12 protein-coding genes are annotated in these 14,824 nt (G+C 62.2%); 6 read left to right on the top strand and 6 right to left on the bottom strand.

Translation table 11 applies throughout. The features are described 5' to 3' along the window. Nucleotides 1-4: 4 nt before the first annotated feature. Both J3Q04_RS17415 and pap read right to left on the bottom strand, forming a co-directional pair. Nucleotides 5-1,189 (bottom strand): thiolase family protein, encoded by a 1,185-nt coding sequence (locus tag J3Q04_RS17415; RefSeq protein ID WP_434610322.1) that lies wholly within the window; start codon nt 1,187-1,189, stop codon nt 5-7. Between the two features lie 104 nt (nt 1,190-1,293). Further along, nucleotides 1,294-2,805 (bottom strand): polyphosphate:AMP phosphotransferase, encoded by a 1,512-nt coding sequence (gene pap, locus J3Q04_RS17420; protein ID WP_434610319.1) that lies wholly within the window; start codon nt 2,803-2,805, stop codon nt 1,294-1,296. A gap of 150 nt (nt 2,806-2,955) precedes the next feature. Between pap and mnmC the strand changes: the two genes are divergently transcribed. From mnmC to J3Q04_RS17445, 5 genes are all read left to right on the top strand, one after another. Next, nucleotides 2,956-4,938, top strand: coding sequence for a bifunctional tRNA (5-methylaminomethyl-2-thiouridine)(34)-methyltransferase MnmD/FAD-dependent 5-carboxymethylaminomethyl-2-thiouridine(34) oxidoreductase MnmC (gene mnmC / locus J3Q04_RS17425; protein ID WP_434610316.1), 1,983 nt, complete (start codon nt 2,956-2,958; stop codon nt 4,936-4,938). A gap of 286 nt (nt 4,939-5,224) precedes the next feature. Beyond that, complete coding sequence (locus J3Q04_RS17430; RefSeq protein ID WP_434610314.1) at nt 5,225-6,997, top strand: N-acetylglutaminylglutamine amidotransferase; 1,773 nt, start codon at nt 5,225-5,227, stop codon at nt 6,995-6,997. Between the two features lie 3 nt (nt 6,998-7,000). Then, on the top strand, nt 7,001-8,746 hold the full coding sequence (ngg, locus tag J3Q04_RS17435; RefSeq protein ID WP_420767886.1) for an N-acetylglutaminylglutamine synthetase: 1,746 nt from the start codon (nt 7,001-7,003) through the stop codon (nt 8,744-8,746). Nucleotides 8,747-8,921: 175 nt separating this feature from the next. Further along, nucleotides 8,922-10,112: an osmoprotectant NAGGN system M42 family peptidase gene (locus J3Q04_RS17440; protein ID WP_420767887.1), complete on the top strand. Its 1,191-nt coding sequence runs from the start codon at nt 8,922-8,924 to the stop codon at nt 10,110-10,112. Between the two features lie 179 nt (nt 10,113-10,291). After that, on the top strand, nt 10,292-10,519 hold the full coding sequence (locus J3Q04_RS17445) for a YheU family protein (RefSeq protein ID WP_024778700.1): 228 nt from the start codon (nt 10,292-10,294) through the stop codon (nt 10,517-10,519). Here the strand turns inward: J3Q04_RS17445 and csrA are convergent. The 3 genes from csrA to J3Q04_RS17460 form a co-directional block, all read right to left on the bottom strand. Further along, nucleotides 10,508-10,708, bottom strand: a complete 201-nt coding sequence (gene csrA, locus J3Q04_RS17450; protein WP_420767888.1) for a carbon storage regulator CsrA — start codon at nt 10,706-10,708, stop codon at nt 10,508-10,510. The genes J3Q04_RS17445 and csrA overlap by 12 nt on opposite strands. Before the next feature lie 148 nt (nt 10,709-10,856). Continuing rightward, complete coding sequence (locus J3Q04_RS17455; RefSeq protein ID WP_434563038.1) at nt 10,857-11,189, bottom strand: YnfA family protein; 333 nt, start codon at nt 11,187-11,189, stop codon at nt 10,857-10,859. Nucleotides 11,190-11,246: 57 nt separating this feature from the next. After that, nucleotides 11,247-12,062 (bottom strand): SDR family oxidoreductase, encoded by an 816-nt coding sequence (locus tag J3Q04_RS17460; RefSeq protein ID WP_434610309.1) that lies wholly within the window; start codon nt 12,060-12,062, stop codon nt 11,247-11,249. Nucleotides 12,063-12,350: 288 nt separating this feature from the next. Between J3Q04_RS17460 and J3Q04_RS17465 the strand changes: the two genes are divergently transcribed. Further along, nucleotides 12,351-12,503, top strand: a complete 153-nt coding sequence (locus J3Q04_RS17465) for a DUF3309 family protein (protein WP_018606531.1) — start codon at nt 12,351-12,353, stop codon at nt 12,501-12,503. Between the two features lie 55 nt (nt 12,504-12,558). On the opposite strand, the gene J3Q04_RS17470 is transcribed toward J3Q04_RS17465, so the two are convergent. Next, nucleotides 12,559-14,652: an LTA synthase family protein gene (locus J3Q04_RS17470; protein WP_420767891.1), complete on the bottom strand. Its 2,094-nt coding sequence runs from the start codon at nt 14,650-14,652 to the stop codon at nt 12,559-12,561. Between the last annotated feature and the right edge of the window lie 172 nt (nt 14,653-14,824).

Below are 14,824 nucleotides of genomic sequence, written 5' to 3' on the forward strand. Positions count from 1 at the left end.
GCGCTTATCGCACCGCCTCGAACAACCCCGTCGCCCCCATCCCGCCGCCCACGCACATGGTCACGACGCCATAGCGCAGGTTGCGCCGTTGCAACTCCCGCACCAGATGCCCCACTTGCCGCGAGCCGGTCATGCCGAACGGGTGACCGATGGAAATCGAGCCGCCGTTGACGTTGTATTTCTCGTTATCGATTTCCAACCGGTTGCGACTGTAGAGGCATTGGGAGGCAAACGCTTCGTTGAGCTCCCACAGATCGATGTCGCCAATCTGTAGTCCCTTGGCCTTGAGCAACCTGGGCACCGAGAACACCGGGCCGATGCCCATCTCGTCCGGCTCGCAACCGGCGACGGTAAAGCCGCGAAAAAACGCCTTGGGTTTGAGTCCCAGGGCCAGGGCTTTTTCCAGGCTCATCACCAGCGTCATCGAGGCGCCATCGGACAGTTGGGAAGAGTTGCCCGCCGTTACCGAACCGTCCTCGGCAAACACCGGCTTCAAGCCGGCCAGGCTTTCGTAGGTGGTATCGGGGCGGTTGCAGTCATCGCGGTCAACCACACCGTCCAGAATCTGAACCGCGCCGGTGTTCTTGTCCTCGACCCGGTACTTGACCGTCATCGGCACGATTTCATCGTTGAACAGCCCCTCGGCCTGGGCCCGGGCCGTGCGCTGCTGGCTCTGCAAGGCGTAGCGGTCCTGCTCCTCGCGGCTCACCTGATAACGGCGCGCGACGACCTCGGCAGTCTGACCCATGGGGAAGTAGATTCCCGGCACCTGTTCCTTGAGCAATGGATTGATCAGGTTGTCGGTGTTGACGCTCTTCATCGTCAGGCTGATGGATTCGACGCCGCCGGCGACGATGATCTCGCTGCAACCCGAGGCGATCTGGTTGGCGGCAATCGCGATGGCTTGTAGGCCCGAGGAGCAGAAACGGTTGAGGGTCATCCCGGCGGTGCCGATGCCCAGTTGCGAGAGCACCGCCACGTTACGCCCGATGTTGAAGCCTTGGGCGCCTTCGTTGGAACCAGCGCCGACGATGCAATCCTCGACACTGGCCGGGTCGATGTCGTTACGCGCCAGCAACGCATTGACGCAATGCGCCGCCATGTCGTCCGGACGGGTCATGTTGAACTTGCCGCGAAAGGACTTGGCCAATCCGGTCCGTACGCTGTCGACGATCACCACTTCACGCATGGCGGCACCTCATTGTTGTTATCGGTTAAGAGTGGATTCGAGGATAAATCCACCGCATAACCGAACGCGACAATCATTCACCCCGCGTATGCGTGCCCATCGTGCTAGCTCTTTTTCCGCGCTTGCCTGGCGGAACGCTCGAACGCGGCCTCCAGCGCGTCATTGAGCGTACGCAACACCTTGACCCGGGCCCAGCGCTTGTCATTGGCCTCTACCAGCGTCCAAGGAGCGATCTCGGTGCTGGTGCGATCGACCATGTCGCAGACCGCCGAGCGATAGGCGTCCCACTTGTCCCGGTTGCGCCAGTCGTCCTCGGTGATCTTGAAGCGTTTGAAGGGGATTTCCTCCCGCTCCTGGAAGCGCTCCAGCTGCGTTTCCTTGTCGATCGCCAGCCAGAACTTCACCACCACCACGCCGGCATCGGTCAACTGTTCCTCGAAATCGTTGATCTCGCCGTAGGCCCGCAGCCAGTCGGCACGGCTGCAAAAGCCTTCGACCCGCTCCACCAACACCCGGCCGTACCAGGAGCGATCGAACATGGTGAACTTGCCCCGGGCCGGAATATGTCGCCAGAACCGCCACATGTAGGGGTGGGCACGTTCTTCCTCGGTGGGCGCGGCAATCGGCACGATGCTGTACTGGCGCGGATCGAGCGCCGCCGCGACCCGGCGGATGGCACCGCCCTTGCCCGCCGCGTCGTTGCCTTCGAACACGGCCACCAGGGCATGCCGGCGCATGCGCTTGTCGCGCAGCAGGCCGGCGAAGCGGGCCTGCTCGGTGATCAACTGTTCTTCGTAGTCGGCCTTGTCCAGACGTAGCGTCATGTCCAGGCTATCGATCAAGGTCACCTGGTCATCCAGCGCTGGCAACGGCGCCACGTTGACCTTGGCCGCCTTGACCTTCGGCCGATCCAGGGCCTGGCGCAAGCCTTCGAGCAAGATGCGTCCGACCGCAAGGCTGCGGTAACAGGCATCCACCCCTTCGATCACATGCCACGGCGCGTAATCGCGACTGGTGCGGCGCAGCACGCGCTCGCCGTACTTGACGAACTTGTCGTAGGTCTTCGACTGCTGCCAGTCCAGCGGGCTGATGCGCCAGCTGTGCAGCGGATCGTCCTGGAGGCTTTTGAGGCGGGCCTTCATCTGTTTCTTGGATAGGTGAAACCAGAACTTGAAGATCAGCGCGCCCTCATCGCAGAGCATTTTCTCCAGGCGTTCGGCACCGTTGATCCCCTGGTCGAGCCGCGGGTCCTTGAACTCGCCGTGGACCCGCCCTTGCAGCATCTGGCTGTACCAGTTACCGAAAAAAATCCCCATGCGCCCCTTGGCCGGCAGCATCCGCCAATAGCGCCAGGCCGGCGGCCGCGCCAGCTCCTCGTCAGTCTGCTGGTCGAAGGTGCGGACCTCGATCAATCGCGGATCCATCCACTCGTTGAGCAACTTCACCGTCTCGCCCTTACCCGCGCCTTCGATGCCGTTGATCAGTACGATGACCGGGAAACGCCCCTGCTGGTGCAGCTCGTATTGCGCTTCGAGCAACGCTTCGCGCAGTGCCGGGACTTCAGCCTCATAGGTTTCTTTATCAACGACGTGACCGATTTCGGCGGACTCGAACATGGGCAGCTCCTTCAAGGAATGGGGCAAGACTAGCGGATTGGATGCGCGCCTGCGCAGCAGATTCCTTCCGGATGCGGGCACCCTTGCCTTGGATCAAGCAACGCCTTGCCGATCGGCTAGAATGGCGCCTTCATTTTCGCCGAGCCCGTCATGACGCCCATTCAACACCACGCCCAACTCGACTGGGACGACCAGGGTCGCCCCCGCTCCCGGGTGTTCAACGATGTCTATTTCTCGGACCAGTCGGGCCTGGAAGAAACCCGCTACGTGTTCTTGCAACAGAACAACCTCGCCGAGCGTTTCGCCGGGCTGGCGGAGGGCGGGCGGCTGGTGATCGGTGAAACCGGGTTTGGTACCGGGTTGAATTTCCTCTGCGCCTGGCAGTTGTTCGAGCAATGCGCACCGGCCGGGGCACGGCTGCATTTTGTCAGCGTCGAGAAGTTTCCCCTGAGCCCCGAGGACCTGCGCCGGGCCCTGGCCTTGTGGCCAGCGCTCAAGGTCCAGGCCGATCAATTGCTCGGGCAGTACGTGGCGATCCACCCAGGTTTCCAGCGCCTGACCCTGGCGAGCGGCCGGGTCACCCTGACGTTGTTGATTGGCGATGCCCTGGAGCAATTGCCGCAACTGGATGGGCGGATCGACGCCTGGTTCCTCGACGGTTTCGCCCCGGCGAAAAACCCCGAGATGTGGAGCGCCGAGCTGTTCGCCGAGCTGGCGCGACTGGCCGCGCCGGGGGCTACCCTCAGCACCTTCACCAGCACCGGCTGGGTGCGGCGCCGGTTGAACGCGGCGGGTTTCAAGATGAAGCGCACGCCAGGCATCGGCCATAAATGGGAGATTCTTCGCGGCGTGTTCCTCGGTTGGCCGGAGCAGACGCCGTCACCCGCGCCGATCAAGCCCTGGTACGCCCGGCCCGCGCCGCATACCCGCGAGCGGCGGGCCTTGGTGATCGGCGGCGGACTGGCCGGTTGCGCCAGCGCGGCCAGCCTCGCGGCCCGTGGCTGGCACGTGACCTTGCTGGAGCGTCACGCTGGGTTGGCCGAGGAAGCGTCCGGCAATCCCCAGGGCGTGCTGTACCTCAAGCTGTCGGCCCACGGCACGGCGCTGTCGCAGATGATCCTCAGCGGTTTCGGCTACACGCGGCGCGTGCTCGAACACCTGCAGCGCAGCCTCGACTGGGACGGCTGCGGTGTCCTGCAATTGGCCTTCGATGCCAAGGAAGCCGAGCGTCAGGCGCGCTTGGCCGAGGCCTTTGCGGCCAGTCTGTTGAAGGTGCTTGATCGCGACGAGGCCGAGGCGCATGCCGGCATTGGTTTGCCCAGCGGGGGCCTGTTTTACCCCGAGGGCGGCTGGGTGCATCCGCCAGCGCTGTGTCGCTGGCAGGCTTCGAACCCTGCGATTACCTTGCAGCCACACCATGAAGTGTTGGAACTGCGCCGTGTCGACGGCCAATGGCAGGCCTGGGACGGCGAACGTTGCGTGGCCAGCGCACCGGTGGCGATCCTCGCCAGCGCGGCCGAGATCAAACGTTTCGAGCCTGCCGCCGAGCTGCCCCTCAAGCGCATTCGCGGGCAGATCACTCGCCTGCCGCAAACCACCCGCAGCCAGCGCCTGGCAACGGTGGTCTGTGCCGAAGGCTACGTGGCGCCCCCGCGAATGGGCGAGCACACGTTGGGCGCCAGTTTCGATTTCCACAGCGACGACCTGACCCCCACCGCCGCCGAGCATGCCGGTAACCTTAAGATGCTCGAAGATATTTCCGTGGACCTGGTAGACCGGCTCAACGCCAAAGCGCTGGACCCAGCGCAACTGGAAGGCCGCGCGGCGTTTCGCTGTACCAGCCCGGACTACCTGCCAATCGTCGGGCCACTGGCCGATCATTCTGCCTTCATCGAGGCGTATTCGGTTCTGGCCAAGGACGCCCGTCAAGTGCCCGACGCCCCCTGCCCCTGGCTCGACGGCCTGTACGTCAACAGCGGCCACGGCTCCCGAGGCCTGATCACCGCGCCGCTGTCGGGCGAGCTGATCGCCGCGTGGCTGGAGAACGAACCGCTGCCCCTGCCGCGAAGCGTGGCCGAGGCCTGTCATCCCAACCGATTTGCGTTACGGGCGTTGATTCGGGGCAAGGCCTGACGGACTTTGACGATTCGCCACATTCTCCTGTGGGAGCGAGCCTGCTCGCGAAAGCGGTGGTTCAACCGGCTTAGAAGTTGGCTGAGCCACCGCCTTCGCGAGCAGGCTCGCTCCCACAAGGTCTAGTTTTTCCTGGACAAATGTCGCAAGACCCACAGCCTCCATCCGTCGGCTTATAACGCATCGATATAAAACTCACAGCCATCCCTCCGGTCAGTTTCAGAGTACCCGCCCTTTTGGCGTGTATGGCTTGACCCCTCCCCAACGGAAAAACCGGTAAGGACTTATGTGCGGATTAGCTGGTGAGTTACGTTTCGATCAACACCCTGCGGACCTTGCGGCCGTAGAGCGCATCACCCATCACTTGGCCCCTCGCGGCCCCGACGCGTGGGGCTTTCATAGCCAGGGCCCAATTGCCCTCGGCCATCGACGCCTGAAAATCATGGACCTGTCCGACGGCTCGGCCCAGCCGATGATCGACAATCAACTGGGCCTGTCACTGGCGTTCAACGGCGCGATCTACAACTACCCGGAATTACGGGCCGAACTCGAAGGCCTGGGCTACGCCTTTCATTCGGGCGGCGACACCGAAGTGCTGCTCAAGGGCTATCACGCCTGGGGCGAAGCTCTGCTGCCCAAGCTCAACGGCATGTTCGCCTTCGCCATCTGGGAGCGCGACGCCAAGCGGCTGTTCATCGCCCGTGACCGTCTCGGCGTGAAGCCGCTGTACCTGTCTCGCACCGGCCAGCGCCTGCGCTTCGCCTCGGCATTGCCGGCATTGCTCAAGGGCGGCGACATCAACCCGGTGCTCGACCCGGTCGCGCTGAATCACTACCTCAATTTCCACGCGGTCGTCCCGGCGCCTCGCACCTTGCTGGCTGGCATCGAGAAGTTGCCCCCGGCCACTTGGATGCGCTTCGAGGCGGATGGCAGCACCGAGCAGAAAACCTGGTGGACGCTGCCATACGGCCCCCGGCCCGACGAGCAGAACCTCAACCTGGAAGACTGGATCGAGCGTGTATTGGACAGCACCCGCGAAGCGGTCGCCATCCGCCAGCGCGCCGCCGTCGATGTCGGCGTGCTGCTGTCGGGCGGCGTGGACTCGAGCATGCTCGTGGGCCTGCTGCGCGAAGTCGGCGTTGACGACCTGTCCACCTTCTCCATCGGCTTCCAGGACGCCGGCGGCGAACGCGGCGACGAGTTCCAATATTCAGACTTGATCGCCAAGCACTACGGTACCCGCCACCATCAGTTGCGCATCGACGAAAAAGAAATCATTGAACAGTTGCCCGCCGCGTTCCGCGCCATGAGTGAACCGATGGTGAGCCACGACTGCATCGCCTTCTACCTGCTCTCGCGGGAAGTGGCCAAGCACTGCAAAGTGGTTCAGAGCGGCCAGGGCGCCGATGAGTTGTTCGCCGGTTACCATTGGTATCCGCAAGTGGATGGCGCCAGCGACCCGTATGCGGCCTATCGCGCGGCGTTCTTCGACCGCACTTACGAGGAGTATGCCGCCACCGTTCAACCCAAATGGCTGACGGCCAACGATGCCGCCGGAGACTTCGTCAAGGAGCACTTCGACCAGCCGGGCGCCGATGCCGCCGTCGACAAGGCCTTGCGCCTGGACAGCACGGTGATGCTGGTGGACGACCCGGTCAAGCGCGTCGACAACATGACCATGGCCTGGGGCCTGGAAGCACGCACACCGTTCCTCGACTACCGTCTGGTGGAGCTTTCCGCTCGGGTGCCGGCCAAATTCAAGCTCCCCGAGGGCGGCAAGCACGTGCTCAAGGAAGCGGCACGCCGGGTGGTCCCGAGCGAGGTCATCGACCGCAAGAAAGGCTATTTCCCGGTGCCGGGCCTCAAGCACCTTGAAGGCAACACCCTGGCCTGGGTCCGTGAACTGCTGCTGGATCCGAGCCAGGATCGCGGCCTGTTCAACCCGACCATGCTTGATCGCCTGCTGACCGACCCCAACGGCCAGCTGACGCCGTTGCGCGGTTCGCGGCTGTGGCAATTGGCAGCGCTGAACCTGTGGCTCAGCGAGCAAGGAATCTGACCGATGAAACCCCATTCCACCCTCCACAACCAACGACTCTTGCGCGGCCAACCGCCGTCCTACGAACGCTTGCAGGCACGCCTGGCCGAAGACGGCAGCGAACTCAATGCCGCCCCCATCGCCGTGCATTGCGGCTGGGGCCGGCTGCTGATCGGCCATACGTTCCCGGACCCGGCGACCCTGGCCCAGGAACTGCTCAACGAACAACCCGGCGAACGGGACATCGCCCTGTACGTCGCCGCGCCCCAACAAGTGCTGGGGCTGGAGCCGGCGCACCTGTTTCTCGATCCGTCCGACACCCTGCGCCTGTGGTTCAGCGATTACCGACAAGCCACGCGAGTATTCCGCGGTTTCCGGATCCGCCGCGCCCAGAACGATAGCGACTGGCAGGCCATCAATCAGCTGTACCAGGCTCGCGGCATGCTGCCCATCGACCCGGAGCGATTGACACCGCGCCATCAAGGTGGCCCGGTCTACTGGCTGGCCGAGGACGACGACACCGGCGCGGTGATTGGCAGCGTCATGGGCCTTAATCACCAGAAAGCCTTCAACGATCCAGAAAACGGCAGCAGTCTCTGGTGCCTGGCGGTGGACCCACAGTGTTCACGCCCCGGCGTTGGCGAGGTGCTGGTGCGCCACCTCATCGAGCATTTCATGAGCCGGGGCTTGAGCTACCTCGACCTGTCGGTACTGCACGATAATCGGATGGCGAAAAACCTCTATGCCAAACTCGGTTTCCGCAGCCTCCAGACCTTCGCCATCAAGCGCAAGAATGGCATCAACCAGCCGTTGTTCCTTGGGCCCGGCCCCGAGGCGCAATTCAACCCCTATGCGCGGATCATCGTCGAGGAAGCGCATCGTCGCGGCATCGAAGTGCAAGTGGACGACGCCGAGGCCGGCCTGTTCACCCTGATGCACGGCAGCCGCCGGATTCGCTGCCGGGAATCGCTGAGCGACCTGACCAGCGCAATCAGCATGACGCTGTGCCAGAACAAGAGCCTGACCCACAAAGTGCTGAAAAACGCTGGCCTGAACCTGCCGGCCCAACAGCTGGCGGGCAATGCCGACGACAACCTGGCGTTTCTCGATGAGCATGAACGGGTGGTCGTGAAGCCGTTGGACGGCGAACAGGGCCAAGGCGTGGCGGTGGACCTGCGCACGATCGAAGAAGTACAGGCCGCCATCGAAGCTGCCCGGCGGTTTGACAGCCGGGTATTGCTAGAAAGCTTCCACGAAGGGTTGGACTTGCGAATCCTCGTGATCGGTTTTGAAGTGGTGGCCGCGGCAATCCGTCGCCCGGCCGAGGTAATCGGCGACGGGCAGCACACCATCGGCGCGCTCATCGAAGCCCAGAGCCGACGGCGCCAGGCCGCTACCGGCGGTGAGAGCAAGATCCCGATGGATGCCGAAACCGAGCGCACCTTGAGCGCGGCCGGTTATGCCTACGATAGCGTGCTGCCCAAGGGTGAGCATCTGTTCGTACGGCGCACGGCGAACCTGCATACCGGTGGCGTCCTGGAGGACGTGACCGCCATCCTCCATCCGACCCTGGCCGATGCGGCGGTTCGTGCAGCACGGGCCCTGGACATCCCGATGGTCGGCCTGGACCTGCTCGTCCCGGCGGCTGATCAACCGGAATACGTGTTCATCGAAGCCAACGAACGCGCCGGGCTGGCCAATCACGAACCGCAACCCACCGCAGAGCGTTTTGTGGACTTGTTGTTTCCCCATAGCCAAGCGGTGGTCTGAGATTTCTGTGGCGAGGGAGCTTGCTCCCGCTGGGCCGGGCCGGCCACCAGCGCGAGGCGGCCCTGCTGACTCACTTAGTGCTCCGATTTGAGCTCAAGGCGACTGCTTCGCAGTCGAGCGGGAGCAAGCTCCCTCGCCACGGGTCTCTCGTTCCAATATTTCGCGAGGAGTTTCCATGATCAGTAAGATTCCCGAACCGAATCTCGAATACCTGCAGAAAGTCTTGCTGGAAATGCTCGCCATTCCCAGCCCTACCGGTTTCACCGACACCATTGTCCGTTACGTCGCCGAGCGCCTCGAAGAGCTGGGCATTCCTTTCGAAATGACCCGGCGCGGTACCATTCGCGCCACCCTCAAGGGCCGCAAAAGCAGCCCCGACCGCGCGGTCTCGGCGCACCTGGACACCATTGGCGCCTCGGTCCGGGCCATCAAGGACAACGGTCGCCTGACACTGGCGCCCGTGGGTTGCTGGTCGAGCCGGTTTGCCGAGGGCAGCCGGGTCAGCCTGTTTACCGATACGGGCGTGATTCGCGGCAGCGTCCTGCCGTTGATGGCGTCCGGTCACGCGTTCAATACCGCCGTGGATGAAATGCCCATCAGTTGGGACCACATCGAACTGCGCCTGGATGCCTACTGCGCCACCCGCGCCGATTGCGAGACCCTGGGCGTGGGCATCGGCGACTACGTGGCCTTCGATCCCTTGCCCGAATTCACCGAAAGCGGCCATATCAGCGCCCGTCACCTGGATGACAAGGCCGGGGTCGCCGCGTTGTTGGCGGCGCTGAAGGCCATCGTCGACAGCGGCGAAGAGCTGCTGATCGATTGCCATCCGCTGTTCACCATCACCGAGGAGACCGGCAGCGGCGCGGCCGCCGCGCTGCCCTGGGACGTCAGTGAGTTCGTCGGGATCGACATCGCACCGGTCGCGCCGGGCCAGCACTCCAGCGAACACGCCGTAAGCGTGGCGATGCAGGATTCCGGCGGCCCTTACGACTACCATCTGTCGCGGCACTTATTGAAACTGGCCAAGGAAAACGAACTGCCGGCGCGCCGTGACCTGTTTCGCTACTACTTCAGTGACGCCCATTCCGCGATCACCGCCGGCCACGACATCCGCACCGCCCTGCTCGCTTTCGGCTGCGACGCCACCCATGGCTACGAACGCACCCACATCGACAGCCTGGCGGCTCTCAGCCGTCTGCTCGGCGCCTACATCCTCAGCCCGCCGGTGTTTGCCAGCGATGCGCAACCGGCCCAGGGTTCACTGGACCGCTTCAGCCATCAGATCGAACACGATGCACAAATGGAAAGCGACACCCGGGTGCCTTCTGTGGACAGCCTGATTGGGCAGCGTTCCGATAGCTGATCCCACATGCTCACAATTCCATCAAGAACACGCTCGCTCCCACAACAGACTTCAATGCACTGAGGCCCTGTGGGAGCGAGCTTGCTCGCGATGAGGCCAGAGCAGACATGAGAAAGCCCGGGCTAGCCGCCACAGCTCATCCGCCGTAGCATCCGCCCAATATTTAGCGGAGCCCTATCATGCTGATCCCCCACGACCAACTCGAAGTCGACACCCTCACCCGCCTGATCGAGGATTTCGTCACCCGTGACGGGACCGACAATGGCGACGACACGCCTTTGGAAACCCGCGTCCTGCGGGTCCGCCAGGCCCTGACCAAAGGCCAGGCAATGATTGTCTTCGATCCGGAAAGCGAACAGTGCCAATTGATGCTCAAGCACGACGTGCCCAAGCATCTATTCGATTGAACAGGCCTTGCGTGCCGCCTGGGCCTTTTTTCTCTGGATCTTGTCGTAGATTTCGGAACGATGCACTTCGACGTGTCGAGGCGCCTCCACGCCGAAACGCACGGTGCTGCCGCTGACCGACAGCACGCGCACGGAAATATTGTCACCGATGGAAATCAACTCGCCCACTGCGCGGCTTAATACGAGCATGGTTCTTGTCCTTAAGAGTGTCTGGACCTTGACCATGCCCGGCCTGTTTTCCATGCACAAGATACCGGCGCGAATTCAGTATTCCCCTACACATCGGGATCCTTGTAACTGAAGGAAATGTCCTGCAAAAAACGTTTATCGAAGCCGATCAAGGTCCCGTGAATCGCGGCCCGAAGAGAATTATTCCCGCCCCCATTACACAGAGCGCCACGCCGATCCAGTCGGAAGCCAGCGGCCGCGCGCGCTCGATGACCGCCAGCCAGCCGATGGACGCGACGATATAGATCCCACCATAGGCGGCATAGGCGCGACCGGCATACGTGGCTTCGATACGAGTCAGCAACAGGGCGAACAATGTCAGGCTGAGTAACGCCGGCGCGATCCACCAGGCGCTCTTGCCCTGGCGCAACCACATCCAGAAGGCATAGCACCCGGCGATTTCAAAGAGCGCGGCAAGGAAAAACCACAGGTAATTGAGCATGGAGCGGTCCATCAGGAGGGCACGAGGCGCCATCCTGATGGATGCCGGGAAGGCAGGTCAACTTGGGGAGTGTCGCGCCTTGGCGCGCATTTTGTCTGCCATGGCGGTCATTTCGTCGTAGAGCAGCTGTGGGTTTTTCTGCTTCAACGTCCAGGCCGCGCGCCCCTGTTCGTGGGGCAGGATCATGAACTGGCCCTCGGCAACGTGCTGGTAGATGTAGTCGGCGATGTCAGCGGCACTGATCGGCGAGCTCTCCAGCAATTTACCGACCTGGGCTTTCATGGCGGGAGTCGGCCCGCGGAACGAGTCCAGCAGGTTGGTCTGGAAGAACGACGGGCAGACCACGTGCACACCGATTTCCTGCTGCGCCAGTTCAATCAGCAGGCTTTCCGACAACGCCACCACGCCGGCCTTGGCCACGTTGTAGTTGCTCATGGCGGGGCCTTGCATCAGGGCCGCCATGGAGGCGATGTTGATGATTTTGCCACGGCTTTTCTCCAGCAGTGGCAGGAACGCCTTGCAGCCCTTGACCACTCCCATCAGGTTGATCGCGATCTGCCAGTCCCAATCCTCGAGGGACAGTTCGCTGAAGAATCCACCCGACGCCACGCCAGCGTTGTTGACGATGATGTCGATGCCGCCAAGTTTTTCTTCGCAAGCCTGGGCAAACGCGGTGAGCTGGCTGTAGTCACGCACGTCGCAACGTTGCACAAAGCCGTCGCCGCCCGCTTCGCGAACCAGCCTGAGGGTTTCCTGCAGGCCCGGTTCACTGACGTCAGACAAGGCCAGGCGCCAGCCTTCGCGGGCCCAGCGCAGCGCGATTTCGCGACCCAGGCCAGAGCCAGCACCGGTGATCATCATGCGATTTTGCATAGGGAAACAGCCTTGTTGTTCCGGGAGAGATGGGCCGAGTGTAGCGAAGGAGCCGGCCCGACCCACGTTCCATCATCTTGCTGAATGGCGAGGGCAAACCATGACAGTTGATGGGTTTGAAACCTTGGCAAGAGATGGCGTCAACCCGCGCGCAATGGCGACGACAAAAAACTTTGAATTTTTTACAGGACGTTACGGTCGGAGTTTATAAGCCGCCCGGATTTAATGCATGCGCGCTGGCAGTTGAAAGTTTCATCACTCCAGAACTGACCAATAAGGAAATCAACAATGGGCACTATACTTATCATCATCCTGATCCTCCTGCTGATCGGTGGCCTTCCGGTCTTCCCGCACTCCAGAAGTTGGGGTTACGGCCCGTCCGGTATCATCGGCGTAGTATTGGTGGTGCTGTTGATCCTGCTGTTACTTGGCAAGATATAGATCCCCAAGCGCAAAAAAAAGAGGCCTTCAAGGCCTCTTTTTTATTCACCGGTTATCAGTCCGGCTTGCCGTCGATAACGCCGGCGGTGTTATCCAACAAACTCTTTGTCGCGGTTTGCAGGAACGATTCAAGCTTGAGTTTCATCTCGGCAGTTTCCGGTGCATCCGGAATGACTTCTGCCCGCGGGTTCGCACCGAGTTCATAGCGATACATCTTGGGCGCCATTTCTTTCTCTTTTGGCAGCACCAGGATCTTGTCGTCGCGAATGATCGCCGTGGTCTGCTCGCTACCGGACGGCTTGATCACGCCGAAACCGGTATCGCCTTGCGGCAGGTTCAGCAGGTCACGGCCCCAACATTGATTGCGCACTTCCCCGCCGAGGCGGCCCATGATGGTCGGGACGATATCGACCTGGGTGCCCACGGTGTGATTGCGCTGGCCAAACTTCTCCTGCACGCCCGGTCCGATCAGCAGCATCGGCACGTTGAAGCGGCCCAGGTCCATTTCGGTGATCTGGCGCTCGTTGCCAAAACCATGGTCGCCGACCACCACGAACAGGGTTTCCTTGAAGTAAGGCTCTTTGCGGGCCTTCTCGAAGAACTGGCCCAGCGCCCAATCGGAGTAACGCATGGCGGTCAGGTGTTCGTTCAGGCTGCCACGGTCAGTCACGCGCTCCACCGGCAACGGCGTTGGCAGTGCGTAGGGCGTGTGGTTGGACAGGGTTTGCAACAACGCATAGAACGGCTTGCCATTCTCCCGTGCCTTGAGCTCGATCAGGCCACGGTCGAACATGTCCTGGTCCGACACGCCCCAGGTTGGATCGGAGAACACCGGGTTCACGAAGTCGTTACGGCCGATGAACGTGGTCATGCCCTGGCTGCTGAAGAAGCCCGACTGGTTGTCCCAGGCGAAGTCGCCGTTATAGACATACACGTCGTCATATTCACGGGCGCTGAGCAGCTGCGGCAAGCCCGACAGCTTGTGACTGCCTTCCGGCGTCTGCATCAGGTATTCGAAACCTGGCAGGTTCGGGAAGCAGGCCATGGTGGCGAACATACCCTGGTGGGTGTGCGTGCCATTGGAGAAGAAGCGGTCGAACAGCAGGCCCTCCTTGGACAGCTTGTCCAGGTAAGGCGTGATGTTGCCCGGCGCGCCAAGGGCGCCCACGGAATGACCGGCCATGCTTTCCATCAGGATCACGACGACGTTCTTGATCGGCAGCGTCTTGTCGGCAGGCGGCGTGTAGTCGCGACGCACGGCGGCCGTCTCGGCGTCCACCAGCTTGTCGTCAGCCATCACCAGCATGTCGCGCACGGTCTGCTGCGCCAGCGGCTGCTCAAGAGTGGCTTTCCAGATGTTGTCACGGTCTTCGGACATCCGGCTCTTCGCCGCTGCCACCAGCGACAGCGTGCCGTTGAGACCCAACTGGTTGGCGAAGTTGGAATCAGTGGTGTAGACGTCACCCCAACGCAGCGGTGGCCCTTGGCGCAGGGTGCCACGCGCAGCGGCCACGGCCACCAGCAGGCAAACCAGGAACACGGCGACACGGCCATACCACGGCGCGATCTGGCGCGTGCCGATGCTGCCGCCACTGAAAGGCCCACGCGGCCGTGTGGCACGATCGGCGCCCTTGAACGCCAGGCTCAGGATGATGGTGCCGCCCACCCAGGCCAGCAGGTAACGAACCACGGGAAAACCATACCAGAGCATGCTCGCCACGGTTTTGGGGTCTTCCTTCACGTACTGGAAGACCAGGCCGTTGAGGCGCTGGTGAAACTCACGGTAGAAGTCCATCTCCATCAAGCCCAGGAACAGCGCGATGCTGGAGGTGACCGTCAGCCAGAAACGAAAGAATCCACGTGCCGCCATGGCCCGCGCGCTGAACAATGCCAGCAGCAGCGGAATGCAGAGATAGACGACCAGGCGCAAGTCGAAACGCAGCCCATTGATAAAAGCTTCCACGAAGGTCGAGGCTGGGGTATCGAGGATCATCTGGCGGTTGTAGACCAGCAGCGCCACGCGCAGCAGGCTGAGCATGATCATCATCACCAGGGCACAGAGCAGCGTGTAGGCCAGGTGCGATTTGACGGTCGGTTGCAGCAGGCGATGCGTGGTGCGCTGCTGACTCAGGGCGTCCGGGATTGCCATGTCGTTTTAGGACCTATTGGAAGTGGGGTCGAAAGTAGGAACAACAGCGCGCCCTCTGTTGAGCCATTCAAGGCCGGGGCTTGCGCGAAAGCGCAAATCTTGCACGAACGGTCATGGCATTGCCATTAATAACCGCCGCAATAAAAGCGCGTGGGATTGTCTGCAAGGTTTC

Source organism: Pseudomonas sp. D4-21 (genome assembly GCF_051132125.1).
Classification (GTDB): Bacteria; Pseudomonadota; Gammaproteobacteria; order Pseudomonadales; family Pseudomonadaceae; genus Aquipseudomonas.

Coding starts and splice junctions, on each gene's coding strand:
- J3Q04_RS17430 (WP_434610314.1), top strand. CDS start 5,225: ATGTGCGGATTAGCTGGTGAGTTACGTTTCGATCAACACCCTGCGGAC.
- J3Q04_RS17465 (WP_018606531.1), top strand. CDS start 12,351: ATGGGCACTATACTTATCATCATCCTGATCCTCCTGCTGATCGGTGGC.
- J3Q04_RS17455 (WP_434563038.1), bottom strand. CDS start 11,189: ATGCTCAATTACCTGTGGTTTTTCCTTGCCGCGCTCTTTGAAATCGCC.
- J3Q04_RS17440 (WP_420767887.1), top strand. CDS start 8,922: ATGATCAGTAAGATTCCCGAACCGAATCTCGAATACCTGCAGAAAGTC.
- pap (WP_434610319.1), bottom strand. CDS start 2,805: ATGTTCGAGTCCGCCGAAATCGGTCACGTCGTTGATAAAGAAACCTAT.
- ngg (WP_420767886.1), top strand. CDS start 7,001: ATGAAACCCCATTCCACCCTCCACAACCAACGACTCTTGCGCGGCCAA.
- csrA (WP_420767888.1), bottom strand. CDS start 10,708: ATGCTCGTATTAAGCCGCGCAGTGGGCGAGTTGATTTCCATCGGTGAC.
- J3Q04_RS17445 (WP_024778700.1), top strand. CDS start 10,292: ATGCTGATCCCCCACGACCAACTCGAAGTCGACACCCTCACCCGCCTG.
- J3Q04_RS17415 (WP_434610322.1), bottom strand. CDS start 1,189: ATGCGTGAAGTGGTGATCGTCGACAGCGTACGGACCGGATTGGCCAAG.
- J3Q04_RS17470 (WP_420767891.1), bottom strand. CDS start 14,652: ATGGCAATCCCGGACGCCCTGAGTCAGCAGCGCACCACGCATCGCCTG.
- mnmC (WP_434610316.1), top strand. CDS start 2,956: ATGACGCCCATTCAACACCACGCCCAACTCGACTGGGACGACCAGGGT.
- J3Q04_RS17460 (WP_434610309.1), bottom strand. CDS start 12,062: ATGCAAAATCGCATGATGATCACCGGTGCTGGCTCTGGCCTGGGTCGC.